Source organism: uncultured Ruegeria sp. (assembly GCF_947489545.1).
GTDB lineage: Bacteria > Pseudomonadota > Alphaproteobacteria > Rhodobacterales > Rhodobacteraceae > Ruegeria.
Genome location: NZ_CANLDZ010000003.1, coordinates 171,214 through 196,368, shown reverse-complemented (window position 1 = coordinate 196,368; position 25,155 = coordinate 171,214). Strand labels below are relative to the sequence as shown.

20 protein-coding genes and 1 riboswitch are annotated in these 25,155 nt (G+C 56.2%); of the genes, 7 read left to right on the top strand and 13 right to left on the bottom strand.

Annotated elements, in window-relative coordinates; all coding sequences use genetic code 11:
* Positions 1 to 21 precede the first annotated feature (21 nt).
* The 8 genes from folP to Q1B13_RS05855 all read right to left on the bottom strand — a co-directional run bounded on the left by folP (position 22) and on the right by Q1B13_RS05855 (position 10,920).
* Positions 22 to 1,020: a dihydropteroate synthase gene (gene folP, locus Q1B13_RS05890; protein WP_299078311.1), complete on the bottom strand. Its 999-nt coding sequence runs from the start codon at positions 1,018 to 1,020 to the stop codon at positions 22 to 24.
* A complete protein-coding gene (locus tag Q1B13_RS05885) occupies positions 1,017 to 1,937 on the bottom strand; it encodes a dihydroneopterin aldolase (RefSeq protein WP_299078308.1) in 921 nt (306 codons plus the stop codon). Before Q1B13_RS05885 ends, folP begins: the two co-directional genes overlap by 4 nt.
* A 100-nt stretch (positions 1,938 to 2,037) precedes the next feature.
* Complete coding sequence (locus Q1B13_RS05880) at positions 2,038 to 3,411, bottom strand: multicopper oxidase family protein (protein WP_299078305.1); 1,374 nt, start codon at positions 3,409 to 3,411, stop codon at positions 2,038 to 2,040.
* A gap of 72 nt (positions 3,412 to 3,483) precedes the next feature.
* Positions 3,484 to 4,125, bottom strand: a complete 642-nt coding sequence (locus tag Q1B13_RS05875; RefSeq protein ID WP_298932578.1) for a cell wall hydrolase — start codon at positions 4,123 to 4,125, stop codon at positions 3,484 to 3,486.
* Positions 4,126 to 4,311: 186 nt separating this feature from the next.
* The gene (locus Q1B13_RS05870) at positions 4,312 to 6,852 is read right to left on the bottom strand and encodes a putative PEP-binding protein (protein ID WP_299078302.1); all 2,541 of its coding nucleotides are present in this window, start codon (positions 6,850 to 6,852) and stop codon (positions 4,312 to 4,314) included.
* An 89-nt stretch (positions 6,853 to 6,941) separates the two neighbouring features.
* A complete protein-coding gene (glyS, locus tag Q1B13_RS05865; RefSeq protein ID WP_299078300.1) occupies positions 6,942 to 9,164 on the bottom strand; it encodes a glycine--tRNA ligase subunit beta in 2,223 nt (740 codons plus the stop codon).
* A 9-nt stretch (positions 9,165 to 9,173) separates the two neighbouring features.
* Entirely contained in the window at positions 9,174 to 10,388 is a 1,215-nt protein-coding gene (gltS, locus tag Q1B13_RS05860) for a sodium/glutamate symporter (protein WP_299078297.1), read from the bottom strand.
* Positions 10,389 to 10,395: 7 nt separating this feature from the next.
* Positions 10,396 to 10,920: a DUF6446 family protein gene (locus Q1B13_RS05855; RefSeq protein WP_299078294.1), complete on the bottom strand. Its 525-nt coding sequence runs from the start codon at positions 10,918 to 10,920 to the stop codon at positions 10,396 to 10,398.
* A 91-nt stretch (positions 10,921 to 11,011) separates the two neighbouring features.
* On the opposite strand from Q1B13_RS05855, the gene Q1B13_RS05850 reads away from it, so the two are divergent.
* Entirely contained in the window at positions 11,012 to 11,644 is a 633-nt protein-coding gene (locus Q1B13_RS05850; RefSeq protein ID WP_299078291.1) for a MarC family protein, read from the top strand.
* A gap of 8 nt (positions 11,645 to 11,652) precedes the next feature.
* Here Q1B13_RS05850 and Q1B13_RS05845 read toward each other — a convergent pair whose 3' ends face one another.
* Positions 11,653 to 12,582, bottom strand: coding sequence for a glycine--tRNA ligase subunit alpha (locus Q1B13_RS05845; protein ID WP_298932588.1), 930 nt, complete (start codon positions 12,580 to 12,582; stop codon positions 11,653 to 11,655).
* 206 nt (positions 12,583 to 12,788) lie between these two features.
* Between Q1B13_RS05845 and Q1B13_RS05840 the strand changes: the two genes are divergently transcribed.
* Positions 12,789 to 14,528: a serine protease gene (locus Q1B13_RS05840; RefSeq protein WP_299078289.1), complete on the top strand. Its 1,740-nt coding sequence runs from the start codon at positions 12,789 to 12,791 to the stop codon at positions 14,526 to 14,528.
* A 58-nt stretch (positions 14,529 to 14,586) separates the two neighbouring features.
* Here Q1B13_RS05840 and Q1B13_RS05835 read toward each other — a convergent pair whose 3' ends face one another.
* Both Q1B13_RS05835 and Q1B13_RS05830 read right to left on the bottom strand, forming a co-directional pair.
* Positions 14,587 to 16,161, bottom strand: a complete 1,575-nt coding sequence (locus Q1B13_RS05835) for a thiamine pyrophosphate-binding protein (RefSeq protein WP_299078287.1) — start codon at positions 16,159 to 16,161, stop codon at positions 14,587 to 14,589.
* On the bottom strand, positions 16,161 to 17,609 hold the full coding sequence (locus Q1B13_RS05830) for a TrkH family potassium uptake protein (protein WP_298932594.1): 1,449 nt from the start codon (positions 17,607 to 17,609) through the stop codon (positions 16,161 to 16,163). Before Q1B13_RS05830 ends, Q1B13_RS05835 begins: the two co-directional genes overlap by 1 nt.
* A gap of 41 nt (positions 17,610 to 17,650) precedes the next feature.
* On the opposite strand from Q1B13_RS05830, the gene Q1B13_RS05825 reads away from it, so the two are divergent.
* A complete protein-coding gene (locus Q1B13_RS05825) occupies positions 17,651 to 18,340 on the top strand; it encodes a hypothetical protein (RefSeq protein WP_299078284.1) in 690 nt (229 codons plus the stop codon).
* A 311-nt stretch (positions 18,341 to 18,651) separates the two neighbouring features.
* Here Q1B13_RS05825 and folE2 read toward each other — a convergent pair whose 3' ends face one another.
* Together folE2 and metZ are read right to left on the bottom strand one after the other, a co-directional pair.
* On the bottom strand, positions 18,652 to 19,755 hold the full coding sequence (gene folE2 / locus Q1B13_RS05820) for a GTP cyclohydrolase FolE2 (protein WP_299078282.1): 1,104 nt from the start codon (positions 19,753 to 19,755) through the stop codon (positions 18,652 to 18,654).
* Positions 19,756 to 19,981: 226 nt separating this feature from the next.
* Positions 19,982 to 21,172 carry an O-succinylhomoserine sulfhydrylase gene (metZ, locus tag Q1B13_RS05815; protein WP_299078280.1) on the bottom strand — a complete coding sequence of 397 codons (1,191 nt, stop codon included), beginning with the start codon at positions 21,170 to 21,172 and terminating at the stop codon, positions 19,982 to 19,984.
* Between the two features lie 66 nt (positions 21,173 to 21,238).
* Positions 21,239 to 21,316: riboswitch (SAM riboswitch) on the bottom strand.
* A gap of 120 nt (positions 21,317 to 21,436) precedes the next feature.
* Between metZ and Q1B13_RS05810 the strand changes: the two genes are divergently transcribed.
* The 4 genes from Q1B13_RS05810 (at position 21,437) to Q1B13_RS05795 (ending at position 25,027) form a co-directional block, all read left to right on the top strand.
* Positions 21,437 to 22,135, top strand: a complete 699-nt coding sequence (locus tag Q1B13_RS05810) for a glutathione S-transferase N-terminal domain-containing protein (RefSeq protein WP_299078278.1) — start codon at positions 21,437 to 21,439, stop codon at positions 22,133 to 22,135.
* Positions 22,136 to 22,205: 70 nt separating this feature from the next.
* On the top strand, positions 22,206 to 23,384 hold the full coding sequence (locus tag Q1B13_RS05805) for a peptidase S41 (RefSeq protein ID WP_299078277.1): 1,179 nt from the start codon (positions 22,206 to 22,208) through the stop codon (positions 23,382 to 23,384).
* A 234-nt stretch (positions 23,385 to 23,618) separates the two neighbouring features.
* Positions 23,619 to 24,452, top strand: coding sequence for a creatininase family protein (locus Q1B13_RS05800; protein WP_299078274.1), 834 nt, complete (start codon positions 23,619 to 23,621; stop codon positions 24,450 to 24,452).
* A gap of 251 nt (positions 24,453 to 24,703) precedes the next feature.
* Complete coding sequence (locus tag Q1B13_RS05795) at positions 24,704 to 25,027, top strand: 2Fe-2S iron-sulfur cluster-binding protein (RefSeq protein ID WP_298932607.1); 324 nt, start codon at positions 24,704 to 24,706, stop codon at positions 25,025 to 25,027.
* Positions 25,028 to 25,155 lie beyond the last annotated feature (128 nt).

The window sequence follows — 25,155 nt, the reverse complement described above, 5'->3', positions numbered from 1 at the left end:
TAAAACTAACCTGCGACCGGATTACCGGACGGCAGCCCATAGACGCAAGGCCTGAGCTGTTTCAGCGACATCATGCACCCGAATGATCTGCACGCCCTGAGACAATCCAGCCAAAGCCAATGCAATTGATCCCGGTGCGCGCGCGTCTTTGCGCGGCTCTTGCCCGATGGACCCGACGAAGCCCTTTCGGGACACGCCCAGAAGGATCGGACAACCAAGCCCGTGGAATAGGCTTAGACCGCGTAGCAAAGCCAGATTGTGGTCTTGCGACTTCCCGAACCCGATACCCGGATCCACCACGATGTTTTCGCGGTTCAGACCTAGCCGTTCCAGATGCGTGATCTGACCCTCAAGAAAGTCATAAACGTCCAACAGTACGTTGTTGTATTGCGGATCATCCTGCATCGTGGCTGGATCACCCTGCATGTGCATGAGACAAACCGGGGTGCCCAATTGCGCGCATAATGGCGCCAAATCCGGGTCAAAGGTGAACCCAGAGACATCGTTGACCAGCCCGGCCCCGACGGCACTCGCCGCTCTGGCCACGCGGGCCTTTCGGGTATCGATCGATATCAGAACATCTGTTTCTGCTCGGATCGCCTCGATCAGAGGGCGGGTTCGGGCGATTTCCTCGTCCTCGGGAACGAAATCTGCGCCAGGCCGGGTCGACTCGCCCCCGATATCCAGAATGGTCGCACCATGCGCGACCATTTCGGCGGCTGCATTGCGCGCGCCTTCGACCGAGTTATGCAGGCCGCCATCCGAGAAACTGTCAGGCGTTGCGTTGAGGATGCCCATAATGTGCGGACACTTCATATCCAAACCGCACAAGTCTGCGCGTGGATTGGTCAACCTGCCCAACGCATCGGACGGGATTTCAGCAACTGGCAAAATCTGCGCGGGGTTTTCTCGTGTCAAAACCTCAGCATGTGTGAACCAAAGTGGCTGACCAGCAAGCTCTACGGCACCTTTTGGACGTGCCGGACCGTGCTGGACCAAGGGTCGGAAATAGGTTTTCACAGCTCTGCCTGATCTACATCCACAGCCCGCAATGGCGTTTTCGGTGTTTCTGGCAGATCTCCGCCGATCACCATCATCTCACTGGCTTCAAATGTGGCTGCGAACCAGGCCGCCAAAGCCACCGCGTCCGACGGCGCTGCCGATGGGCCATCAACAGCGTCCAAGACGATCTTGGAGGGAGCCCAAACGCAAATTTGTCCATTTTTCATGGCCCAATCCAACTCGGTCCGGGTCGAGACAACAACGCAGCGAAAATCGCGCGCGGCGAGCACCCATGCGTTCTGCTCGATAGCAAGCAGGTCGATCCTGCGCTGGGTCATCGCATGTCCGGTTTGCGGCGCGTCCAGATCTGAGGCTCCGACGCACAGGATCAACGGGCGTTGACGGTTCTCTAGCTGATCGATCCAGCCCGTCAGATTGTCCGAGGCAATCGCTTCATTCGACAGGAAAACAAGCCGTGGATGCGGGCGCTCTTCCTCGACTATATCGTGGTGATGCGCATCTTTGCCACGGACGATTTCAACACCAAGCGCCCCAGGGCCTCGGTCAAGTTTTTCTATTCTAACAAAAGCTCTTACAGCCTGAGGTTCAAGTAAAATTCGTTCGGCTACACGTTCAGCCAAGGTCTCTAACAGATTCAACCGCTCAGCCGACAACTCATACGCAATTGCTTCGGTCACGCGATCATAAGACAGAATGCGATCCACATCGTCATCGATCGGGTCGGTCAGCGGGCGCACTTCAACGACTATATTGAAGCAGACACGCTGCGTCGTCCCACGCTCGGCCTGAAACGCGCCGATCTCAACTTCCACGATATGGTCGCGCAACGAAATGCGATCCAGCGACCCTTTGGACGAGGTCGCCTCGGACCGCTCAGAGGGGTGCGCAAATGCCAGGCGGATTTCAGAACTCATGGGACAGGCCTTCTCGGGCTCATTGGAAGTTTGCCTATATTAGGCTTTGCGAGAGCCTATAACATTCAAGCAAGCGCCATTCCAACCGCCGAATGCGGCGTCAGGTTACGCGAATCCAACTCATCATACCCGAAGCAGCATGGCCAAGCATGTGGCAATGCAGCAGCCAGTCCCCCGGATTATCGGTCAACAACGCGATCTGGCGGGTCTGCCCTCGGTCGACGAGTACGGTGTCTCGCCAGGGCCCAAATGAGCCATCTTCAAGGATCAACCGAAAGTGATGGCCGTGCAGGTGCATCGCATGCGGGAAAGCAGTTTCATTGACAAATTCGATCCTGTGCAAGCTGCCAAGACCAGTGTCCAAAAACGGATCAGTTGGGCGTTCGGCATTGCCGTTCAAAGCCCAAAACCTCCCAAGTTGCGCTAACTCGCGCCCGGACATCTCGGTGTCTCCGATCCGCGCGTTTTCAAGCCACCGCATCGCCCCGCCCTGCAAAACCATTCGATGAAGCGGCGCCGTTTCAACATCTCGCAGAACGGGCAAGGGATTGGGCGGCAAAGCATCCACTCCGTCTCGACGTGTTTTTGCGAGCTCACCGGTTACATTGAACTGAACCAAACCATACGCGCCGTCCTGTTCAACACTCAGAAGGTTTGCCGCGTCATCATCAGTGCTCACATCAACAACAAGATCCGCGCGTTGTGCAGGCGCAAGTGGGAAGGATTGCGGAATTGCCAGAGGTGCTTCCAGCGGCATACCGTCCAAAGCAACGATCCACCCAGACAAACCGTCAAGCCCGACATCAAAGATCCGCGCGTTGGACGCATTGATCAGGCGCAGCCTGAGGCGTTCGTTGCGTTTGACAGGGAATGCAGGATCAAAGGAACCATTGACCGTCACAAGATTGCCGAGACGACCGGCGTGACTCAGATCTCGGCCATTGTCGAAGTCATCCGTGATTTGCGCGGTTTCAGGGTCGAGCCGCCAGTCATCCAGCATCAAGATCAGATCCTGATCAACGTCTGGCGGCGTCGCTTCTTCGACGATCAAAGGCCCGTAGAGACCCCGCGCGACCTGTTCCATGGACCGGTTATGTGCGTGATACCAATAGGTTCCAGCATCCGGAACCTCGAAATCGTAATCGAAGGTATCGCCTGGAACTACAGGGGCTTGCGTCAACCCGGACACACCATCCATTGCGTTTGCGATACGAATTCCATGCCAATGAACCGATGTCGGCTGCGGCAGATTGTTAACAAGCCTGCGCTGGACGCGGTCACCCTGTTTCAAGCGCAGTGGAATTCCGGGAACCTTTCCGCCGTAACTCCAAAGTTTGGTCTCAGGGTACCCGTCCGGGGCGATCAGCTGATCTGCTACCCTCGCCTCAAGCGACAGAAAACCTGCACGGGCCATGCAGGGCACAAGTAAAGCCGCTGCTGCAGATTGCATGAATTGTCGACGATTAACGGTCATTGCGGACCTCCTCGCCCGCAATATAGAGTACCCCGCGCTGCTGGCATCAAGCTTCCAGCGCAGATGCGTCAATCAGTTGCTCGCGGTGCGGTAGTTGTGGCGATAGAAAAGATGCACACCGATCCGTGCAGTTTGCTTGTACACTTTGGCCCAGGATGGACGCACGGCGGTGGTGTGATAGTGAGTTGCCCCTTCGGTCAGCTCTTTAGCCACCCCATCTATTGCGGCCCGAGCCACTTTGGACACACGCTCATACGCCTTCTTTTCGTGGATCACTTCTTTTTGGCCATCACAAGTATATGTGAATTGGCACTGATACTTCTTACCAGTGCCCTGACGGATCACCCCACAAAGAGAGTTTGGGAAACGACTACTTTTGACCCGGTTCAAAATAACCTCGGCCACAGCAAACTGACCGCGCACGCTTTCGCCACGCGCTTCGAAATACAACGCCTCAGACAGGCACTTCCAGTTCTCGTCACCGGCCGCGTTGGGTTGTTGGTCCAACCAATCCTTGGAGTAGGATACTGTGATCGGCTCAACCGCTTTGCGGGGCTTGAACAATTTCAGATAGTCACGAAAGCTTTGCGCCGGCAATTCATTGCGGGCAACAAGTTCTTCCTTGGCAGAATCGGTTGCTTCCCTCTCGGCGAAGGACGCACTTGGCAGCATGGTTGCTGCCAGTGTGGCAACAGCCATTATATAACGTAGCATCAGATAACCTCGCACAGGCACTATACGCGCCAAACCCTCCCCCGGCGGGCGCGACGAGGCAATTACCCCAGTCTTGGGCAAACGTCCAGATCAGAAGAAAAAGCAAGTGGAAAACCGCCCGTTAGGTCAAAAAATTTGACCCCGGGCCCATGCTTAAACCACTATTCTTAGGGCTTTGAGGCTATGTCAACCCCCAAGTCTGGATGAAATTGCCAGTTGAGCGGCAGCCAGCCGAGCGACCGGCACCCGGAACGGAGAACATGACACGTAGTCAAAGCCAAGGTCCCGGCAAATGGCGATTGATTCGGGATTGCCGCCATGCTCGCCGCACACCGACAGAGTAACATCCGGCTTTGCAGCACGCCCACGCTCGGCCCCGAGCTTCAACAACTCTCCGACCCCATCGGGATCAAGAACATGAAACGGATCTTCGGTAAATACGCCTTGTCGGACATATGCCGACATAAACCGCCCGGCATCGTCTCGCGAGAGACCATAAGTCATCTGGGTTAGGTCATTTGTTCCAAAGCTCAAAAAGGATGTGTTGGGTGCGATCTCTTCAGCGCGCAAACACGCCCGTGGCGTTTCCACCATCACGCCGAGTCGATATTCGAACTCTTGCCCGAACTCTGCGGCAACCGCAGCTGCCACTGAATCGATACGGGATTTGACCAGCTCAACCTCGCGTTTGGCAGAAACCAACGGGATCATGACTTCGGGCACCACCGGCGCACCGTTCTTGCGGGCCTCCAAAGAGGCCTCAAAAATTGCCCGCGCCTGCATATCGTAGATTTCTGGCACAGTGACACCCAGCCGAACGCCGCGCAGCCCCAGCATCGGGTTGTATTCAGTCATAGAATCGACCCGGCGTTCAACGTCCGAAATCGGTAGATCTAGTGCCTCGGCCAGCTCACGCTGTCCGTTGCGGGTGGTTGGCAGGAATTCGTGCAGCGGCGGATCGAACAAACGGATACAGACCGGTTGACCTTCCATGATCCGGAAAAGTTCCATGAAGTCTTCACGCTGCATCGGAAGCAGGCGTTCTAATACCGCCGCACGACCAGAAGAGGTTTGGGCAAAGATCATCTCGCGCATCACGATCAGGCGGCCAGGATCGAAGAACATATGTTCGGTCCGGCACAAACCGATACCCTGGGCCTGGAAGTTACGGGCTGTCTGCGCGTCTGAAGGCGTGTCGGCGTTGGCACGGATTTCGATGTCGCGCTCGGCATCGGCCCAGGCCATCAGTGTCTGGAAACAGTCATCAAAGACCGCTTCGAGCATTGCAGGCTGTCCTGCCAGCACTTGACCCGAAGTGCCGTCAATCGTCAGAACATCACCGGTTTTGAAAACCCGGCCATCCGGGGCCGTCAGCAATTTCTTCTTAGTCTGAAACCGCATATCCGAAGCGCCGACAATACAAGGCAGCCCCAAACCTCGGCCGATCACGGCTGCGTGGCTGGTCATGCCGCCCTTCTCGGTCAAAACGGCGACCGCGGCATGCATACCCCGCACATCTTCGGGTGATGTCTCGCGCCGGACAAGAATACACGCTTCACCACGCGCTGCGCTGGCTTGTGCCTCGGCCGCTGTAAAGACAATCTTCCCGGTCGACGCGCCGGGGCTTGCTGCAATGCCAGTTGTCAGAACATCGCGCCGTGCTTCGGGATGTACTTGCCGGTGCAGAAGTTCGTTTAATGCATGAGGATCAACGCGCATCACCGCCTCTTGTGGCGGCAGGATGCCATCCTCGGCTAGCCGCACGGCAATCCGCATGGCAGCGCGGGCGCTGCGCTGCACCCGCACACCATCAAGAATGTGAACATGGCCGTTTTCGATCACAAACTCGACCTGCATTTCTTCGCGCAGCTTCTGGCGCATCAAAGCGGCCTGAGCCTTCAGTTCTGCAAAGGCTTTGGGCGCAACCTCTTCCAGCGACGGACCACGCGAGTCCCTCTCGAGGAACAGGGCAGCGACACCCTCTCCCAGTGCGTCCCTGCCCTGACTTTGGCTAAGGTATCGACCGGTGATCTGCGGCATACCGGTTGTGGAATCAACAAGTTGCAGAACGCCAGATCCACACTCACCCTGCCCGACGCCTGGGATCATCTCTTGTATGACCAACCCCAATCCGGCATCCGCTGGGGCACCTTTTGCCTGCCGCAACAATCTGGCTGACGTGCCATCCCAGGCTCGCGCCATTGATCGCAGAACTGCGACCAACTGTTCGCCCCTGTCTTGCGGAAAGGCTTCATCCGTCTCGTCTTCATAAGCACGCAAGGACAGGCGCAAGCCTTCCCGACCATCCGCTTCAATGTCGTCAAACACATCAGCGTCCAGCCGCGCCACATGAATCGCATAGCTTTGTACGAACCTCAGATACAATGCTGCTGCCGCCTCGACCCCCATCTTATCTGACAGATCGACATAGCGTGCATCGTTCATACCAATGTTCAGCACCGCCCCCGGACCACCCCAATCAGGGTCTTCAGAACTGGGTCGAACACAAAGCAGAGCTGTCGGATCAAACTGTTCCAAGATCGCGGCCAGATCAGGAACATGCCCCTCGGCAATTCGATGAACTGCATCAAATGACAATGCGACCGTGCGCGGAACCGGCAGGTCCAGCCGAACAAGGCGTTGCAGACACTTTGCCCGACCGCCATGTGTACTTGCGGCGACAGGCGCTTTGGATGTGATAAGCGTGGTATGCGGATTATTCTGCACTGCGGCACCTTTTGATTTGCCCGCAGCATAAGCGCCTGCGCCCTTCGCGCAAGGGTGATCTGGGCGCGTTGTGACACGGGCCTGTGGCTTTATCCTTCGATTTTCGTCAGATCCGCAACGCTGGAACAGATCTGCCGGATCTGGCTAAGCAAGTTCAATCGGTTACGACGTAGAATGTCATTGTCGGTATTAACCTGAACATCCTCGAAAAACGCATCCACCGGCCCGCGCAGCGCAGCCATCGCCGCCATGGCGGCCGGGAAATCTTCGGCTTTCTGCGCCGGATCGATCTTGGCCTGTGCCGCGTCCAATGCCGCGAACAACGCCTTTTCGCTCTCGGTCTCGGCAAATTTCACATCCGCCCCGTAGGAGTATTCGACGCCGTCCTTTTCCTCAGCCTGAGCCAGGATATTGTTGGCCCGCTTGAAACCCTGCACGAGGTTTTCCCCATCCTCGGTCGCAATCACCGCATTCAGTGCACGGGCACGTTTGACCAGCAGGTTGAGGTCGTCATTGCCCTCCATCGCGATGCAGGCGTCGATGACGTCGTGGCGGATTCCTTCGTCGCGGAGAAAGACTTTAAGACGATCGTGGAAGAAGGAGAGGAGATCGTCAGATGCGTCAGGAACCTTTTGCTCAAGTTCAAGAAAACCCGCAGGAGGGGTATCCCCGATTTTTACCTTCACAGCTTGGAACGCTGCGCCGAACACGCCATGTTCAGCGATCTCTTCTAACAAATCCTCGACTGATTCAGCCGAGAAATTGCCGTTGATCCCGCTTTCGATCCGCACAAACTGACTGTCAAAAAAGCGATCCAATCGAAGCCTCAGGTCGTTTTCCAGAATCAGGCGGGTCACGCCCAAGGCTGCACGGCGCAGCGCAAAAGGATCCTTCGAGCCGGTTGGCTTTTCATCGATTGCCCAAAACCCGGTCAACGTATCCAGCTTGTCGGCAAGCGCGACCGCTATCGACACTGGTGCGTTGGGAACACTGTCTGAGGGACCCAAGGGCGAGTAATGCTCCTCACTTGCCAGCCCTACCGCTTCAGGCAAGTCTGCGGCCGCAGCATAGTAGCGCCCCATAAGGCCTTGCAGTTCCGGGAATTCGAAAACCATTTCGGACGACAAATCGGCCTTGCACCCCTGCGCTGCCATCATCGACAGTTCGCGGTCCGCCCCCACGGCTGGGGCCAACTCATAGGCCAGTGCAGCAATACGGCTGACCCGCTCACCCTGAGATCCGAGTTTGGCGTGGAAAGTAACATTTTCGAGTCGACTAACCCACGGCTCAAATCCGTCGGACTTGACGATGCGCAGATCGTTCTCCCAAAAGAATTTAGCATCTGCCAGACGCGCCGACAGCACCTTTTGGTTCCCTGCCAGAATGGTCGCGCCATTGTCTGCGGTCTCGCGGTTGGCGACGGTGATGAACCGTTCGATTCGCCCGGTTTTTGGGTTGCGGACCGAGAAGAACTTCTGGTGTTCCTTCATCGAGGTCTGCAGAACCTCGGGCGGCAGATCAAGGAATTCTTCATCAATCTGACCCATCAGCACAACCGGCCATTCGACCAACCCGGCAACTTCGGCCAACAGGCCCCGGTCCTCGACCACTTCCAATCCGGCCGCAAAAGCCATGTTCTTGGCATCGTTCCAGATATGCTCGGCGCGCTCATCCGGCGACAGAACCACAAAGGCGCGTTTCAGCTTGGTCGCATAGTCCTCGAACGAAGAAACGGCAAACCGCTTCGGGGCCATGAAACGATGCCCCTCGGTCGTGTCACCGGACGTAATCCCCTCGACCTCAAGCGGCATGATATGTGCGCCGGTCTCATCACTCAGAATACATAGGATCGAATGCAAAGGACGTACCCAGCGCATCGCGCCGCTGCCCCAGCGCATCGACTTGGGCCACGGAAAATCGCGGATCGTCGCCTCAAGAACTTCGGCTACGATCTCGGCAGCTGGGCGACCGGGTTTCTCAATGGTGGCGAAATATACAGAACCTTTGGGGGTTTCACGTTCTTCCAACTGATCACGGGTCAGCCCTGCCCCGCGCAGAAACCCTTCAATGGCTTTGTCCGGTGCGCCAACCTTTGGTCCTTTGCGTTCATCGCGAACAGTTGGGCTTTCCGCCAACAAGCCTTCGACTGCCAGTGTCAGACGGCGCGGAGTCGTCAGGGCTGCCGCCCCGGCATAGGTCAGACCGGCCTCAACCAAACCATCGGTGATCCGCTTTTTCAGGTCTTCACCTGCGCGGGTTTGCATGCGCGCGGGGATCTCCTCGGAAAACAGTTCGATCAGCAGGTCGGGCATTTTTGGTCCTTAGAAGTTGACGATCGTCTGGATGACGATGGCATTGGCGATGTCCACAAAGAAGGCGGATACAAGGGGGAGCACAATAAAGGCAATAGGTGACGGCCCATATCGTTTGGTGACTGCTGTCATATTGGCGATTGCCGTTGGGGTCGCACCGAGCGCAAAGCCCCCGAACCCGGCGGACAAAACAGCTGCACGGTAGTTACCGCCCATCACGGGAAACAGCACCCAGATCACGAAACCAACAGCAAACAATGTCTGCGCGGTCATAATGACCACGATTGCCAGTCCCAGTTCGGCGATGGTCCATAGCTGTAGACTCATAAGCGACATTGCGAGAAACGCGCCTAGTGAGAATTCCGATATCAGTGCCAGCGATGGCGTCCGCGAAACGGCTGGGGCATTTGGTGCCGTCAGCGCGCGCATATTGGCAATCACGATGCCCATGATCAGGCAAGGCACAAAAAGAGGCAGCTTCAGGCCCGCTGCTGTGATCGCTTCGCTTAGAAAAAATCCGGCGATTATCGCCAGGTTCAGGTACAGCAAAACGCGCATGATCGTCAGGTGATCGATCAGCGGTGCTGCTTCATCTTGGTTGTCCGGAACACCAATGGTGTGCTCTTCCTCAGGCCGCGACGGGCTGAGGTTTCGACCTTCGACCAGAAACCGCGCAATTGGGCCGCCGACTAACGCTGCCAGGACCAGACCCAGCGTGGCAACAGCGACGCCCAATTCCGTCGCTCCGTCCAGCCCGGTCACTGCGGTCACTTCCGGGGCCCATGCGATGGCTGTTCCGTGCCCCCCAATCAATGACGCGGACCCGAACAGAACTCCCGCCTGGGCCGGATATCCAAAGGTAACCGCACCGGCCGCACCAATGACGTTCTGAAAGACAATCGTCGCCAGTGTCAAAACCAATAGCAAAAGCAGTGGCTTGCCGCCTGCAATCAAATCAGCAAGTCGTGCATTCAACCCAATTCCGGCAAAGAAAACCACCAAAAGGAAATCTCGGGCCGCCAGATCGAAGTTCATCTCCATGCCGAACAGCAGGTACAGCGCCAAAACCACCAGCGACGCCAAGAGGCCACCGGTAACCGGTTCGGGGATGTTGAACTGCCGCAGAACAGCGACACGCGCATTGATTTCAGCACCAAGAAGATAGACGGCGAAACCGAGTGTTACCGTAATAAAAGCCGGAATTTCCAGGATTTGCTCGGCCATCTGCATCTCAACTCTGCGGTCTGGGCGGACATTCTTCGCCGACGACCGTACCGTCATAGGCTTTCTCGCCGCAATTGTTCAGAACGTGCCAGATGAAACCTCGGCCATCCTGCGTTACTGCCACAATGCGGTCCACTCCGAAATGGACGTTCTTCACGCCAATGAACGCTTCTGCCTGACCTGTTTTCATGGCATCTGCTAGCTCGATGGCATCGTAGCAGTCAAACCAACCGGGCGCAGTCAGCGGCGTTGCCTCCTCGGCGGGTATGTAGGTGGCGCGCAATTCATCCAGCGTCAATTCAGTTTCAAAGCATGCACGATATCGGATCGGAGAGCTGTCGGCATCAATCGCCTGAAAGCCGGTATAGGGGATGGGTTGCGGTCTATCCGCACCTTCGGCCAGTAACACCACATCCGCGCCGGGATTGTGCTGAACAGTGTAATAGTAGCCATAGACCTGCAAGTAATACATGCCCGAGCCAGCAATCGTGGCGGATAACAAAAGTATGAGTGCCAGAACCTTTCCAGTCATTTTTTCGCTCTTCCTTTTACGCAGGCTCTTTCAAGTGGCTTAGAAATAGGACAGGTTCCATTGCGGAACAGGCAAAGCTGAGGCTGCTTTTATGGAAACGACCCTTGCCGTAGGATTTTTCGGCGCGCTCTTTGCGATCATGAACCCGATCAGCAACTTGCCGGTTTTTCTGAGCGTCACACAAGATCTTCCTGCGGCTGACCAAAGAAAAGTCGCTTTGAAAACCTGCCTCTATTGTTTGATCCTTGGCGGCGCTTTTGCGTCTATTGGCAGTCAGACCCTGGGTTTGTTCGGCATCACGGTCAATCATTTGCGCGTGGCCGGAGGTCTGGTTGTCCTGATGATTGGGATGAACATGTTGAACGGCAGCGAAAGCAGTTCGCATCACGGGACCGAAGGTGAGAAACGGTCTTATCCGTCGCCCGACACGGTGGCTTTTTACCCTCTGGCATTCCCCATTCTGGTTGGGCCGGGAACGATTACCACGCTGATACTCTATGCCCATCATGTGACAAAGGTCACCGAAGCCGTTGTCTTTGCAGGTGTTTTTCTGACCGTTGTGCTGCTGCTGCTGATCACCTTCTGGAATGCCGCGTGGTTGGCCAAGCGCTTGTCCGAGAACGCGCGCGTGATCATGAGCCGGTTCATGGGCATGATCCTGTCGGCCATCGCGATTGGCATGATCGCAGATGGCCTTAAGGTCTTGTTGCCGGGATTGGCCTGAGCGGCCCATCAGGCCGTATGCCCGGCGGCCTCGGTCTGAACAAACGCATCGGCGCATTGTTTGGCCAATGCGCGCACCCGGCCGATATAGGCTTGGCGTTCGGTCACCGAGATCACGCCGCGCGCGTCAAGCAGATTGAAAATATGGCTGGCCTTGATGCACTGGTCATAGGCCGGGTGCGCCATGACAATGCGTTTGCCGGTTTTAGGATCGTCATGTTCCTGCGCCAGAATGCTGGCACATTCGGCTTCAGCCTCTTCGAAATGGCGCAATAGAACTTCGGTATTAGCCACGTCAAAGTTCCAGCGGGCGTATTCCTCTTCGGTTTGCTTGAAGATATCGCCATAGGTCAGCGGGCTGGGGGATTGCGGATCGTTAAAGGGCATGTCCATCACATGGTCGATGCCCAACACATACATCGCCAGACGCTCCAAGCCATAAGTCAACTCGCCCGAAACAGGCGCGCAGTCATGGCCACCGACCTGCTGGAAGTAGGTGAACTGGCTGACTTCCATGCCGTCGCACCAGACCTCCCAGCCCAGACCCCAAGCACCCAGCGTGGGGCTTTCCCAGTCATCTTCGACAAAGCGGATGTCGTGCAGATCCATATCAATGCCGATGGCCCGCAATGAACCAAGATAAAGCTCTTGCAAATCTGGTGGGCTGGGTTTGATCAGAACCTGATACTGATAATAATGCTGCAACCGGTTCGGGTTCTCACCATATCGCCCGTCGGTGGGACGGCGTGACGGCTGCACGTAAGCTGCGGCCCAAGCTTTTGATCCCAACGCGCGCAGCGTCGTCGCGGGATGGAACGTCCCTGCCCCAACTTCCATGTCATAGGGTTGTAGAATGGCACAGCCCTTGGACGCCCAATAGGACTGAAGTCGCAGGATAATCTCCTGAAAAGATCGAGGTGCGCTGGACGGTTCGGTCATGACATTCCCTTTGGACGCATCAGCGCCCGGTTCCGGTCGGTTTTGCCCTTCCTATGCAAGGGGCAAAGGGGCGTCAACGGGCCAATGGCTTATTGCTGTAACTGCGCGGCCACACCCTAGAAACCCGTTCATCTCAGCATGGTATTCGTCGGGTGAAATCGCGTACTCTGCGCCAAAGAACAAACACTGCACAAGACGGGCGGAAGATGACACGCATTTTATCAGCTACTTTATTGTTTCTTATGTTTGGCCTGCGTGCCGCGACGGCCCAACAGGATCCGGGCGTTTGGGTCCAAGTCGAAGCCCAACCGTCACTTCGTAAAGCACGGGACCGGGCGCAGGCTTATGCCAACACATTGCCTGACGTGAACGGGTTTCGCCTGAACAGCGGCTGGTACGCAATCGTCGTTGGCCCCTATTTGCGCAGCGATGCAGAACAGGTCCTGCGGGTGTACCGCGCCGAAGGTCAGATACCATCGGATAGCTTCGTTGCGTTCTCCAATACCTTAGGACAACAGTTTTGGCCGATCGGAGCAAATGTGCTGAATCGTGGCGCCGTTACGCCCCCGGTAGAGCCCGAAGTGCAGCCAGAACAAAACCTGACCGAAATTCAACCGCAAAGCACAGACGAAACCCGGTCGGAAGCCCTGCAAAACGAACGCCTTCTGACCGCGCAGGAACGTAAGGACCTTCAGACCGCGTTGCAGGCAGCCGGGTTCTACAACTCGACCATCGATGGCGCGTTCGGCCAAGGCACACGCCGATCCATGGGCGACTGGCAGCGTTTCAACGGGTACGAACCAACTGGCGTTCTGACCACCCTGCAGCGGCAGGCTTTGATGGAGGAGTACAACGCCCCCTTGATCAGCGTTGGAATGGCGCTCTATTCGGACGATCAGGCAGGCATTGCGATGGACATGCCACTGGGCGCAATTGAGTTTGATCAGTACAAGGCGCCGTTCGTCCATTTCCAAAGCTCAACCGATCTGGGCGCCAAAGCGCTTCTGATCAGCCAGGACGGCACCAAATCCACCTTGCGCGCGCTTTATGACGTGATGCAGTCCCTGGAAATCGTACCGCTGAATGGCCCCCGTGAATTGAAAGGGGATCGTTTTACTCTGGAAGGGCGTGGAAACGGCATCGTCTCCTACACCCAGGCAAAGCTTCAAGACGGGCAGATCAAAGGGTTCACGCTGGTTTGGCCAGAAAACGACGAAGCCCGCCGGATCAGAGTTTTGGCTGCAATGGCGTCCAGCTTTGAAACCTCTGAAGCTGTATTGGATGCCAGCGCCGGAGCGGATGCCGAACAGCGGATCGATTTGGTTTCTGGCCTTCAAGTGCGCAAACCACGTTTGTCGCGGTCAGGTTTCTTTGCCGATGCCAGCGGCACGGTTTTGACCGTATCCGAGGCCGCCGACAGTTGCACACGTATCACCCTGGATGGCGATCAGGAGGTCGAGGTGGCGTGGACCGATGCCGATCTGGGTGTCTCGGTTCTGCGACCCAGTCAGGCGCTAGCGCCGATGAGTGTGGCAGAGTTCAGCGCAGATCGCCCCCGGATTCAGTCCGAAGTGGCCGTCTCGGGGTATTCCTACCAAGGGGCTTTGGGTGCGCCGACACTGACCTATGGGCAAATCGCCGATATCCGAGGTCTGGACGGAGAGGAAGGTGTCAAACGTCTGGCACTGAACGCACAACCCGGTGATGCCGGTGGCCCTGTCTTCAACGACAGTGGAAACGTTGTTGGAATGCTGCTGCCAACGCCATCCGAAGGCCGCACCCTTCCCGACTCCGTCAGCTTGTCTGCATCGGTTGAGCGGTTGACGGATATCCTGGCCCAAGCTGGTGTCTCAGGTCAGTCGGGGCAAGCAAGCGCGCAGATCTCGCCTAATGAGTTGAACCGCCGTGCCGCAGGTATGACTGTTCTGGTCAATTGCTGGGACTAAACAAGTTCCAATCTAAGTAGTGAAAGCGCCGCAGAATTGCGGCGCTTTTTTCGGAAAGCTACAGAATGTTCGGCGTAACGTGTATCAAGGTGGGTACAGGCGCTTGGAGTGCGGCGCGAACCGCATTCTGCATCTCACTCAAATTGGTCGGTGATGCAGATAGTGCCCCGAACGCTTCGGCAAGTTTGCAAAAATCGGGGTTGCGGGCCACGACCGCGTTTGGCGCAATCTGCCCCCGCACCAGGCTGTCTTCGATCTCTTTGAGTTTGCCATTGTCCCAAAGGATAATCGGAAGGGGTAAGCCAAGCTCGACCGCGACCCCAAGCTCTTGCATTGTATAGTGAAAGCCGTAATCGCCTGCGATCACTGCTGTTGGTTTGCCGCGTCGCGCAACCGCTCCACCGATCCCGGCAGGCAATGCGTACCCCAATGTCCCAAACCCGGTTGGGTGGTGCCAGTGATGGGGATAGGCCATGTCCCAGACTTCTTTCGCGACATAGGCAAACTGGGTCATGTCCGAATAGATCATCGTATCAGCCGGCATCGCTGCACGCAGAGCATCCGCCACCGGAACAATGCCGGGCCGTTCTGCATCAACCTCGGCCCGCCAGCGTGCACGCGCCTCGGCAACCTCTTCTGGTGTCCAGCCGCTGGCTGGTTTCGCGCTTTCGGTAGCGGCCCATAGTGAACGGGCAAAGCTCTCACTGTCGGCCTGTATCTTCACCGCTGCCCGGTGATGGTCCGACAACACTTCGGGGTCCAAATCGATGCGCACCAGATTGGCCGTATGGCCCAAGGCGTTGCGCCACAGATCGACGTCGCCCAACTCTGCACCGACCGCAATCACCAGATCTGCCGATGCAATCACTTCGGCGCTGCCCGGTCGCGGCAGCATCGCGCCAAAATCCAACGCGAAGTCAAGCCCAACCATTCCCCGCCCGGCATAAGTCGTAAAACACGCCGCGCCAAGTTGTGTTAGAATCTGCCGCCAATGATTAGACCTGCATCCGCCGCCAAGGATAAACAAGGGCCTGCGCGCAATGTTCAGCAAGGAAACGACCGGCGCGACGTCAGGCGGTAGGGCTTGGGTCCGTAGTGCAGGTTGATTGGGGAATGGCGCAGGGTCCGCGCCAGCCTCAAGTTGAGCAATCGGCACCTGTATGTGCTTGGGGCGGGGACGTGACAGTTCGAATTCTTCGAAGGCGCGGTCTACCAGGCTATAGGCAGCCATGGCCGTGTCTGCCTGCGCAGACCAGTCCGCCACTGTGTCCGCTGCAGCTCGCTGGTCTTTCATCTGGTGCAATTGGCCCCTTTGCGCCTGTGCCTCGTCCAGACAAGACGACAGAACCAGCATCGGTACCGAGTCGCTGTAGGCCTGCCCCATCGGGGTCATGATGTTGCACAGGCCTGGTCCCGTAATCACATAGGCAACCCCGGGCTTACCAGATGCGCGAGCGTATCCGTCAGCCATGAACCCCGCACCCTGTTCGTGACGGGCAAGAACATGGCTAATCCCGGCCTCTTCAATGCCACGATACATTTCCTGATTATGCACGCCTGGAATGCCAAAAATCACGTCAACGCCGCGATCCCTGAGCATGTGCGAAATTTGCGCACCAAGGGGTCGTTTCATCAGCCTCTCCAGAATTGAACGGTAAAGATGGCGTAGACAGCCAAAAGCTCGAGACGCCCAACAAGCATACCAATCGTCAGCAGCCATTTTGCAGTGTCGTTCAGACCTGCAAAATTGCCAGCCGGTCCGATCTGATCGCCCAAACCGGGCCCGACATTTGCCAAGGCCGTCGCCGCCCCCGACACAGATGTGATGAAGTCCAGCCCGGTCAAAGCCAGTGCCCAGGATAAAACGCCCATCGACACCACGAAGAACATAAAAAAGCTCATGACCGAGGTCAGAACATCCCGCCCGACCGGGCGCCCATCATAGAGCGGCATGAACACACCATGCGGCGAGCGGATCCGCCGAATCTGAGTTTTGATCGACGCGAACAGAAGCTGGTAGCGGAACACTTTGATGGAACAAGCAGTGGATCCCGCGCATCCTCCGATCAGGCCAATCAGAAAGAACAACATAATCGGAAAGCTGCCCCACCCCATGTAGTCGACGCTGGCATATCCTGTGCCAGAAATGATCGACGTGATGTTGAACAAAGATTCCCGAAAGGCCTGTTCCCAATGATGCGGGAAGACCGAGGTCAAAAAGACCGACATGATGACCACCAGCACAAAAATCGTGGCCAGAAACGCACGGATCTGGCTGTCTTTCCACAGAGGGCTGGTGTGTCCGTTTGCCAATTGGACGTATCTGACAAAGGGCAACGCTGCCAAAATCATAAAGACCGAAGCCGCGTATTCAACAGGCCCTGAGAATGTTCCAAACGAGGCGTCGTAGTTCGAAAATCCGCCCGTCGAAATCGTCGTCAGTGCATGCACAAGGGCATCAAAAAAGCTCATCCCGAACCCGGTATAGACCAGCACGCAGACGACGGTCAGAAACACGTAGATCAGGGAAATTTGGCCAGCAATCTCCTGCGCGCGCGGCAGGATTTTGCCCATGGTTTCAAACCCTTCTGAGCGGAAGATCTGCATCCCGCCAACGCGCAGTTCAGGCAAGAAAACCATGGCGACGACAATGATGCCGATACCACCCAACCATTGCAGGATGCCGCGCCACAACAACAATCCGCGCGGCAATGCATCCAGCCCTGAAATCACGGTTGATCCGGTTGTTGTCAGACCCGACATCGCCTCGAAATAGGCATCGACAAACCGCAGATCGGTTTCCCCGAACAGAAACGGGATTGCACCAAAGACTGGCAAGGCCACCCAAACGCCTGTGGTCAGCAAAAAGGTCTGCCGGATCGTTAGCCCTTCGCCGACGCCATTTGCGCAGCTCATCGCCAGAACGGCACCGGCCAGCGTCGTGATGATAGCGCTTTCGAGAAAGACATACCACTCACCCCGGCCTTCGATCATGTCGGCGACCATAGGCAACAGCATGGTCGCCCCAAGAATGGCGACCAGCAGGCCAATAACATATCCGACCGGGCGAAGATCCATCATGACGCGCAGCGTTGGCGTGGCAGCCCGACCGTGTCAAGCAGATGATCGACGATTACTTGTCGGTTTTCGCGGTCACTGCTGGCAAAACAGGTGGTTTCGAAGGTGCACGCGTCCGGCGGGGTTGTGGTTTCGGCTTCTCTGTAGACGTGACCTGCTTGGTCGTTTGCGTGGCTTTGGGCGAAGCGCTTTGGCGTGCTTGGTGCGCAGGTTTAGGCTGCTCCGTCGTCACATTTGACACCGCTGCAGGTGATGGTTTTGTTGCAGCTACTTTGCGTACGGCGGGTTTAGCCGCTTGCGTCTTTGGCGCAGCGGCTTTCCGGGCGGCTGATTTCGGCGGCTTAGCCACAGGTTTGGGCGACGCCTCAGCAGGCTTCGTTTCGGGTTTTGCGACCGCTGCGGGCTGTGCCTTTGCCTTTGGTGCAGCCGCGGTGGCGCGTGGCTTTGCAGAGAACGCTACAACAGGTTCCGACTTCGGCTTTGGCTTTGGCGCAGGCTTTTTAGCGGCAGGCGAGGCTTTGACAGCCCCGGGTTTCGCGCGTTTTGCAACTGGCTTCGCTGTTGCTGAACGCTTTGGAGCCGGCTTCTTGGGTGCGGAAGGTTCCGCAGAAGTTGGTGTTTTCAGCGCGCTGATAGACGCCATCGGCAGCTCGATCGCTGATCGGGTCATGATCTGCATGATCTTCAGCTGGTTCACCATCGCATATCCTGCGACGCGAACTGCAGCAGCCTGAAGCTCCAGCTGTTGGGTAATTGGATTCATAACGTATTTCTCCTGTAATCGCGACGCAGCTCGAAACTTTATGATGAAGTGCCCTGCCCGCTCCAATTGCTCGGTCGGATGTTAAGGTATGGCAGTCCAAGGCGTCGCACGTCTCGGGTTCCTTTCGGGGCAACACGCCATAATTGGCGCACGCGTGCTGCAGCAGCATTCGTCCACACTGTATCGCAGATTATAACGCAATTGCAGCATTTTTTGCTGCGGCGCGGCAAAAAACATCAACTCAAGGGATATCTTTTTAAATTCTAGAGACTTACACGCTGGTCAGCCGATGTGAAACAACGTCGTGAACAACCTCGGATCAAGGCTAGACGCCTCAAACGTTGGCCCTTCTGTCAGAATCGAAACCGCATCATGGCTGTGCAGGCTTTCCTGATGGCTGGCAATTATCCTGAAATCCCCAACGTGATGATCCGCAAGAAGCTCCGAACAGAACAAGCGCGCCGCATCTTCGACGAAGATGGGATTGGCGGCGTTCAACTCTGCAAACGCTTGTTCATCTTCACGCTTGACCATCACCTGAGTTTCGGTCGGTACCGCACGACGGCACAGCGCGATCAGGTCCTCGAACCAGAGGCAATCGGCATCGCAATCCACGACTACAGAAATCCGGGCCACGGACCGTTGCGAATGTGGGGTCGCCAGTTGACCACGCATCGACCGCGCATGTTCGCTCAACTCAAGAGAACAAGGACAGGTCGACGAATAGACATAGTCGAGATGCATGATCTTTTGCCGCACGCCATTTTGCTCGATCAGTTCCAGCGCGATATCGTAGTACTGATACCCCTCCAGACCAGATCGCAGGCTTGTTACCTTGTCTGGATAGGAAAAGCGCATCTGGATACGTGCATCAAAGCTCTCCAGATCGGTCATATAGTCATTCAGAGCCGCTTCCATCACCTCAAAACTAAAGGTGCGTTCTGCGTGCTTGTAGAAAGACCGCATGATCCGGGACATGTTGATGCCCTTTTTCTCGGCCTCAAGGCTGACTGTACCAGTGATCGAGGTTTCCAGCGTCAGATCTTCATCGTCTTTGCGGTGAAACCGGATCGGCAGGCGGAAGTTCGAGATGCCGACATGCTGAATCTGCTGCTTGGCCCCACGGATCAGACTGGATGGACCATTCTGCAAATCGGGCAAAGATGCACGATAGGCTGTATCAACGGTGAAATCTTCGGCGTATTCCCGCGTCAGTGACGGGTAGCTCACCGGCGTTAGACCAGGAATCAAACGGGCGACGGCCGGGTCCAACTGACTGATCTCGGCTGCGGATGCTGATCGCGCCCATTCCCGCAGAACCTTTAGGGCCTCAGCGGCCTGTTCACGATCAGGGGTTTCGTCAATGTCGCGCGGATGAACGTTCATTGCATGGGGTTCCTTGATTGGTCGCAGGAATATATACAACTGTCGGTCTTTTTCCAGTCTATCCCTATACGTGTCATATTGCAGCCCGGATCGAAAAAAACGGCGCAAAATGGTCGCCTTGCGCCCTAAAGCGCCTATGCCAAACGAAATTGCCGCCAAAGGGATGTGCGTTCCATCGCAAATGACCAAGCTACAGCCCTGCAAAAGGCCGGGTCGCCGCCGCAAACTAGCTTTGTGAGACGTCCAGTGCCTGCCGTATGTCAGCCAAAAGATCGCCGACATCTTCCAGCCCAACCGACAAGCGGATCAGCCCCGGCGTGATCCCTAGCTCTTCTTTCTGATCATCACTCAGACGCTGATGGGTTGTTGTCGCGGGATGGGTTGCGATCGATTTCGCGTCCCCGAGATTGTTGGAAATCACTGGAATGGTCATCGCGTTCAGGAACGCAAATGCAGCATCCTTGCCGCCCTTGATATCCAATGAAAGAACCGTGCCACCTTTGCCGCCAAGTTGTGCCTGGACCAATTCATTCTGCGCGTGAGTTTTTAGACCTGGATAAAGAGTCCGCTCCAACGCCACATGCGCTTCCAGCGCTTCTGCGATTTTCAAAGCGGTGTCTGCCTGTGCATTGACCCGCAAAGCCATGGTTTCCAACCCTTTGAGCATGATCCACGCATTAAAGGGGCTTAGCGCACCACCGGTGTGTTTCAAGTAAGGTTCGACCGTTCCGCGAATGAACTCTTTGGTGCCAATGATAACGCCACCCAGGGCACGCCCCTGCCCGTCTATGTGTTTGGTGGCCGAATAGACGACGACATCTGCCCCCTGCTCGATCGCGCGCGAAAACACCGGGGTCGAGAACACATTGTCCACAATTACGACGGCCCCGACGGCATGCGCCAACTTGGAGACAGCGGCAATGTCGATCACTTCCAGTGTCGGATTCGACATGGATTCAAAGAACACTGCTTTGGTCTCGGGGCGGATTGCCGCCTGCCATTGCTCCAGATCCGTTCCGTCAACAAACGTCACATCGACGCCATAGCCGGTCAGGATGTTCTCGAGGATGTACAAGCATGAGCCAAACAGCGCCTTGGCCGAAACAACATGATCGCCAGCCTTCAACATAGACGTCAATGCACCATTGACTGCCGCCATGCCAGACGCCGTGGCAAATGCATCTTCGCCACCTTCCAGCGCGGCAATGCGCTGCTCGAACATGGACACGGTGGGGTTGCCGTAACGGGCGTAAATGAACTCATCCGGACCACATTCCAGAAACCGGGCTTCGGCCTGTTCGGCGGTATCGTAGACGAAGCCCTGTGTCAGGAAGATCGCTTCGCTTACTTCGTTGTACTGACTGCGACGGATGCCGCCATGGACGGCTTGGGTGCGCTTGTTCCAGCTCTCGCTCATGTCATTCCTTTCGGCTCCGAACCCGGAGCGCCCAACAAAAAAACCCCAGACGCGGTCAAGCGAAAGGGGTCTTTCATCCTGACCTTTTAGCGGTGTTGTTTATCGTGGCCCGCAATCCGGTAACAAATCGCCACGTAGCTTCTGAAAGGCCAATACGCCCCCTGTGTTTGGTCGTCAAGTCCGACGATAATTTGTCACGGTTTCGTAACCAACCTTGCCGATCCCACCGAAAACCGCATGATCAAGTCAAAACGCGGAGGCCCCATGACACACCCGATCGACCTGTATTTCTGGCCCACGCCGAACGGCTGGAAAGTGTCTATCGCTTTGGAAGAGATGGAGCTGCCCTACACCACTCATCTGATCAACATCGGCAACGGCGATCAATTTGAACCTAATTTTCTTAAGATCGCGCCCAACAATCGGATGCCCGCCATCGTTGATTCCAAAGGTCCAGATGGCGCGCCGATCTCGGTTTTCGAAAGCGGTGCCATCCTGATGTATCTGGCCCGCAAGACAGGTCAGTTCTACGGTAATACCGAACGCGACCGGATTGCGGTTGAGGAATGGTTGATGTGGCAGATGGGTGGCGTGGGCCCGATGGCCGGTCAGGCGCATCACTTCCTAAAATACGCCCCACAGATGGATCCGCCGCAAAACCTGCCCTACGCCAAAGATCGCTACCGAGCCGAGGTCGCGCGTCTATACGGGGTGCTGAACCGGCGGCTGGCCGAAAACGAATACGTCGCGGGCGATTTCTACTCGATTGCAGACATGTCGGTCTGGGGTTGGGCCAGCTTATGGGAGGGCCAACAGCAAGTGCTGCAGGATAAACCCCACTTTGCGCGCTGGCTGGAGGTCGTCAGCTCTCGGTCCGGGGTCCAAGCAGGACGCGCGCTGCATGCGGATCTGCGGGGGGACCATAGGGACAAGCAGTCGCAAGGGATCTTGTTTCGGCGTTAGAGCGTTTTGCCTGATGTCCAATTTGAGATCATGATGGACATCCGTTTCTTCGTTGCTTTAAGTCTGAACCGTGTCGTTGGTTGAAGACCTTGAACAAATTCTGGACGTGGTCGTCCGAATCGACCCCAGCTTTCAAGCGGTCGAACCAGGTATTGTCGAAGCCTGTATCCGGGACGTGCGACGGGACGCGTTGGCCGAGAAAGAAGGCGAGTTCTTGCTTTCAGCAATGCGTCTACTGGCACTACCGGCGAATGGACACACGCGCCTGATCCCAAATGATGCGATCTCGGTGCTGCCGCTTCGGTTCGTGACCGTCGGGAAATCTGTATTCCTGACGAAATCTGGGGCGGTTCCCAGCAACAGCCCAATCAGAAAGCTGATTGCCGTCAATGGCATTCCGGTCGAACAGGTTGAAGCGGTCGCGCAAAGTTATCTTGCCGGGACGCCGCAAAGGAAACGCGTAGTTGGCCCTATCTTGCTTTCGTGGCCACTGGCCCTGTCTCATTTGGGGGCTGCTTCGGCGGGCGATACAACAAGTTACCTAATGCAAGACGCGGAAGGGCAAGCCGATACTATGGTCGTGGACAACTCGAACATTGTTCCTGCGTCGCAATTGTATCCGAGAAATGAGCATGGACAGATGGATCCGGTGTGGGATTTCAAAACCCTCGCCGATATCGCGGTATGGCCCGGGATCGGGCTCTCTGTGTGCCTACCCAGTTTTCTGGAAACAGACGATAACCGACTATCCAGATCAATCGCGAAAGCAGCAGCTCAACTACGAAGCTATGCAGCCGTACCTCTGCTAATCGACGTCAGGGGAAACACTGGGGGAGATTTCCTGAAAACCCTGCCTTTAATTGATGCAATCGCAGAAAGCTCGAACAAGCGCCGTTGCGCGGTCCTTGTCGACAAATTCACATTTTCTGCCGCAATTGTTTTTGTGGCTATTCTAAAGCATCGTTTAGGACGCAATCTAATTCTTGTAGGGGAAGAGATGGGCGATGGCCTGAAGTTCTTCGCTGAAGGCGGATCGGTTGTTCTGCCAAGCAGCGGCGCTGTCGTGCGATATTCAACCGCCCTTCACGATTGGGCGTCTGGATCCATCGATCGCACCACCCCGCCCGAAGTCGCAGAGCAGATTCTTAAAGTGGGAAAACTGGAAATCGATCGACACTGGACAGCGTCACCCCAACATGTGGAATCACCAGCTGAAACCTATCAGAGAATTCTTCGAGAGCTACATTGACCACCGGCCTAGCAAGCCTCGCATCCCTTTCTGCACCGAACAAAACGTCTGGATCGGGCCGAATATTCTCGGTTTCTTCCAACGTCACTTGGATCACCGCGCATGCACGTTTCACCCGACATGTATTTTGCCGTATGACAACACGGGCGCAACTGGTCTCGGCTGATGATGACTGGCACAAAGAATGATGACCGGCTAGTGCTATTTCACAAAACAGGATCAGAAGGGTTTTGCATGCGTCGGTCGTTGTCTACCAGAAACATCTCGCTTTTGGTATTTGCGGCATTGGCCTTCGCAAGCTTGAACTACTTTCGGGTTGCATCCTCGACATTCCAATCCAATCGCTTGTTCGTGGAAGAAATGACGTGGCCAGAAGTCCACGCCGCGCTGGAAGCAGGGTATAAAACGGTCATTATCCCGACCGGCGGCACAGAACAGAATGGGCCTCACACCGTTCTTGGTAGGCACAACTTTGTTGTAGCGCATACCAGTAAGAAAATTGCCGACAGGTTAGGAAATACACTGATCGCGCCTGTGATACCCTATGTGCCGCAAGGTGATGTCGGCGCAGAACCGACTGGTCATATGAAATGGCCCGGAACCATTTCTGTGCCAGAACCTGTTTTTGAACAACTGCTTGAAGCTTCGGTTCGGAGCTTTGCTGTGCACGGGTTTAATGAAATTCTCCTCATCGGAGATAGCGGCGGAAATCAGGCCCCTCAATCCCGTGTTGCCGACACAATGACCCTTGAACTTGCTTCTGCTGGCGTCGTTGTGCGTCACATCTCCGACTATTACGACAGGAACGGTCAAATCGCGTATCTCGAAAACTTGGGATTCGACAAAGAACAGATCGGAACCCATGCGGGGCTTCGTGACACGTCTGAGATTCTTTTCGTTAAACCGGATGAAGCAAACCGCACTCCTCTGCCAATTCCGCCGGGTTGGTATACGGGATTTGACGGCCGGCCGGACCTTGCTTCGTCGGAAATTGGTGAGGCGTTGATCCTGCTGAAGATCGAAGCAGCATTGGCGCAAATTCACGATCTGCGAAACGCGCGCCAATAGCGCGCAGGGGAAAGGTTCGTAGGTCGCACACCAACCGCGGCATTTGCAAAAGCCCCTTTGGACGTGCGCCCAACCAATAGGCAGGCCGCGATTTCGGGAAACGCGCGAAACGGGACGATGAGAAAAGAACAAATGCGGAACAAACAGAAGGAAAGTCCAGACCCGGCGAGATGAGTCGCAAATGAGACTGGAAAGACCTAAATGCCTTGACTAAGGAAGAGTTCGAACATCGCAGAAGGAAGACGCACGCAATGGCAAAGATCACCTATGTCGAGCATGGCGGTACCGAACACACAGTCGAAGTCGCCAGCGGACTGACCGTCATGGAAGGGGCCCGTGACAACAACATCCCCGGCATCGAAGCCGATTGCGGCGGCGCCTGTGCCTGCTCGACCTGCCACGTTTATATCCACCCAGACTGGGTCGAGAAAATTCCCGACAAAGATGACATGGAAGAAGACATGCTGGACTTTGCTTATGAGCCGGACCCGGCCCGGTCGCGCCTGACCTGCCAGATCAAGGTCACGGATGCGCTGGACGGTCTGGTTGTGCAGATGCCCGAAAAACAGATCTGATGCATCTTGAAGCGCCGCACACGCGCGCTCGCCGGTGGCTGGGCCGGGCTCGCGGCGCACTGCTGGCGTCAAGCGTGTGGTTGTTAACAATAGGGCCAACGTCAGCCGCTGACACGATCATATCCGCA

What these genes read in the sequence shown, in the direction of transcription:
- glyS (WP_299078300.1), bottom strand. Translation starts at nt 9,164, where the DNA reads ATGCCCGACCTGCTGATCGAACTGTTTTCCGAGGAGATCCCCGCGCGC.
- Q1B13_RS05840 (WP_299078289.1), top strand. Translation starts at nt 12,789, where the DNA reads ATGACACGCATTTTATCAGCTACTTTATTGTTTCTTATGTTTGGCCTG.
- Q1B13_RS05855 (WP_299078294.1), bottom strand. Translation starts at nt 10,920, where the DNA reads ATGACTGGAAAGGTTCTGGCACTCATACTTTTGTTATCCGCCACGATT.
- Q1B13_RS05845 (WP_298932588.1), bottom strand. Translation starts at nt 12,582, where the DNA reads ATGACCGAACCGTCCAGCGCACCTCGATCTTTTCAGGAGATTATCCTG.
- Q1B13_RS05875 (WP_298932578.1), bottom strand. Translation starts at nt 4,125, where the DNA reads ATGCTACGTTATATAATGGCTGTTGCCACACTGGCAGCAACCATGCTG.
- Q1B13_RS05850 (WP_299078291.1), top strand. Translation starts at nt 11,012, where the DNA reads ATGGAAACGACCCTTGCCGTAGGATTTTTCGGCGCGCTCTTTGCGATC.
- Q1B13_RS05880 (WP_299078305.1), bottom strand. Translation starts at nt 3,411, where the DNA reads ATGACCGTTAATCGTCGACAATTCATGCAATCTGCAGCAGCGGCTTTA.
- Q1B13_RS05825 (WP_299078284.1), top strand. Translation starts at nt 17,651, where the DNA reads ATGATCGACGATTACTTGTCGGTTTTCGCGGTCACTGCTGGCAAAACA.
- Q1B13_RS05830 (WP_298932594.1), bottom strand. Translation starts at nt 17,609, where the DNA reads ATGATGGATCTTCGCCCGGTCGGATATGTTATTGGCCTGCTGGTCGCC.
- gltS (WP_299078297.1), bottom strand. Translation starts at nt 10,388, where the DNA reads ATGGCCGAGCAAATCCTGGAAATTCCGGCTTTTATTACGGTAACACTC.
- Q1B13_RS05795 (WP_298932607.1), top strand. Translation starts at nt 24,704, where the DNA reads ATGGCAAAGATCACCTATGTCGAGCATGGCGGTACCGAACACACAGTC.
- Q1B13_RS05835 (WP_299078287.1), bottom strand. Translation starts at nt 16,161, where the DNA reads ATGAAACGACCCCTTGGTGCGCAAATTTCGCACATGCTCAGGGATCGC.
- Q1B13_RS05885 (WP_299078308.1), bottom strand. Translation starts at nt 1,937, where the DNA reads ATGAGTTCTGAAATCCGCCTGGCATTTGCGCACCCCTCTGAGCGGTCC.
- Q1B13_RS05810 (WP_299078278.1), top strand. Translation starts at nt 21,437, where the DNA reads ATGACACACCCGATCGACCTGTATTTCTGGCCCACGCCGAACGGCTGG.
- metZ (WP_299078280.1), bottom strand. Translation starts at nt 21,172, where the DNA reads ATGAGCGAGAGCTGGAACAAGCGCACCCAAGCCGTCCATGGCGGCATC.
- folE2 (WP_299078282.1), bottom strand. Translation starts at nt 19,755, where the DNA reads ATGAACGTTCATCCGCGCGACATTGACGAAACCCCTGATCGTGAACAG.
- Q1B13_RS05800 (WP_299078274.1), top strand. Translation starts at nt 23,619, where the DNA reads ATGCGTCGGTCGTTGTCTACCAGAAACATCTCGCTTTTGGTATTTGCG.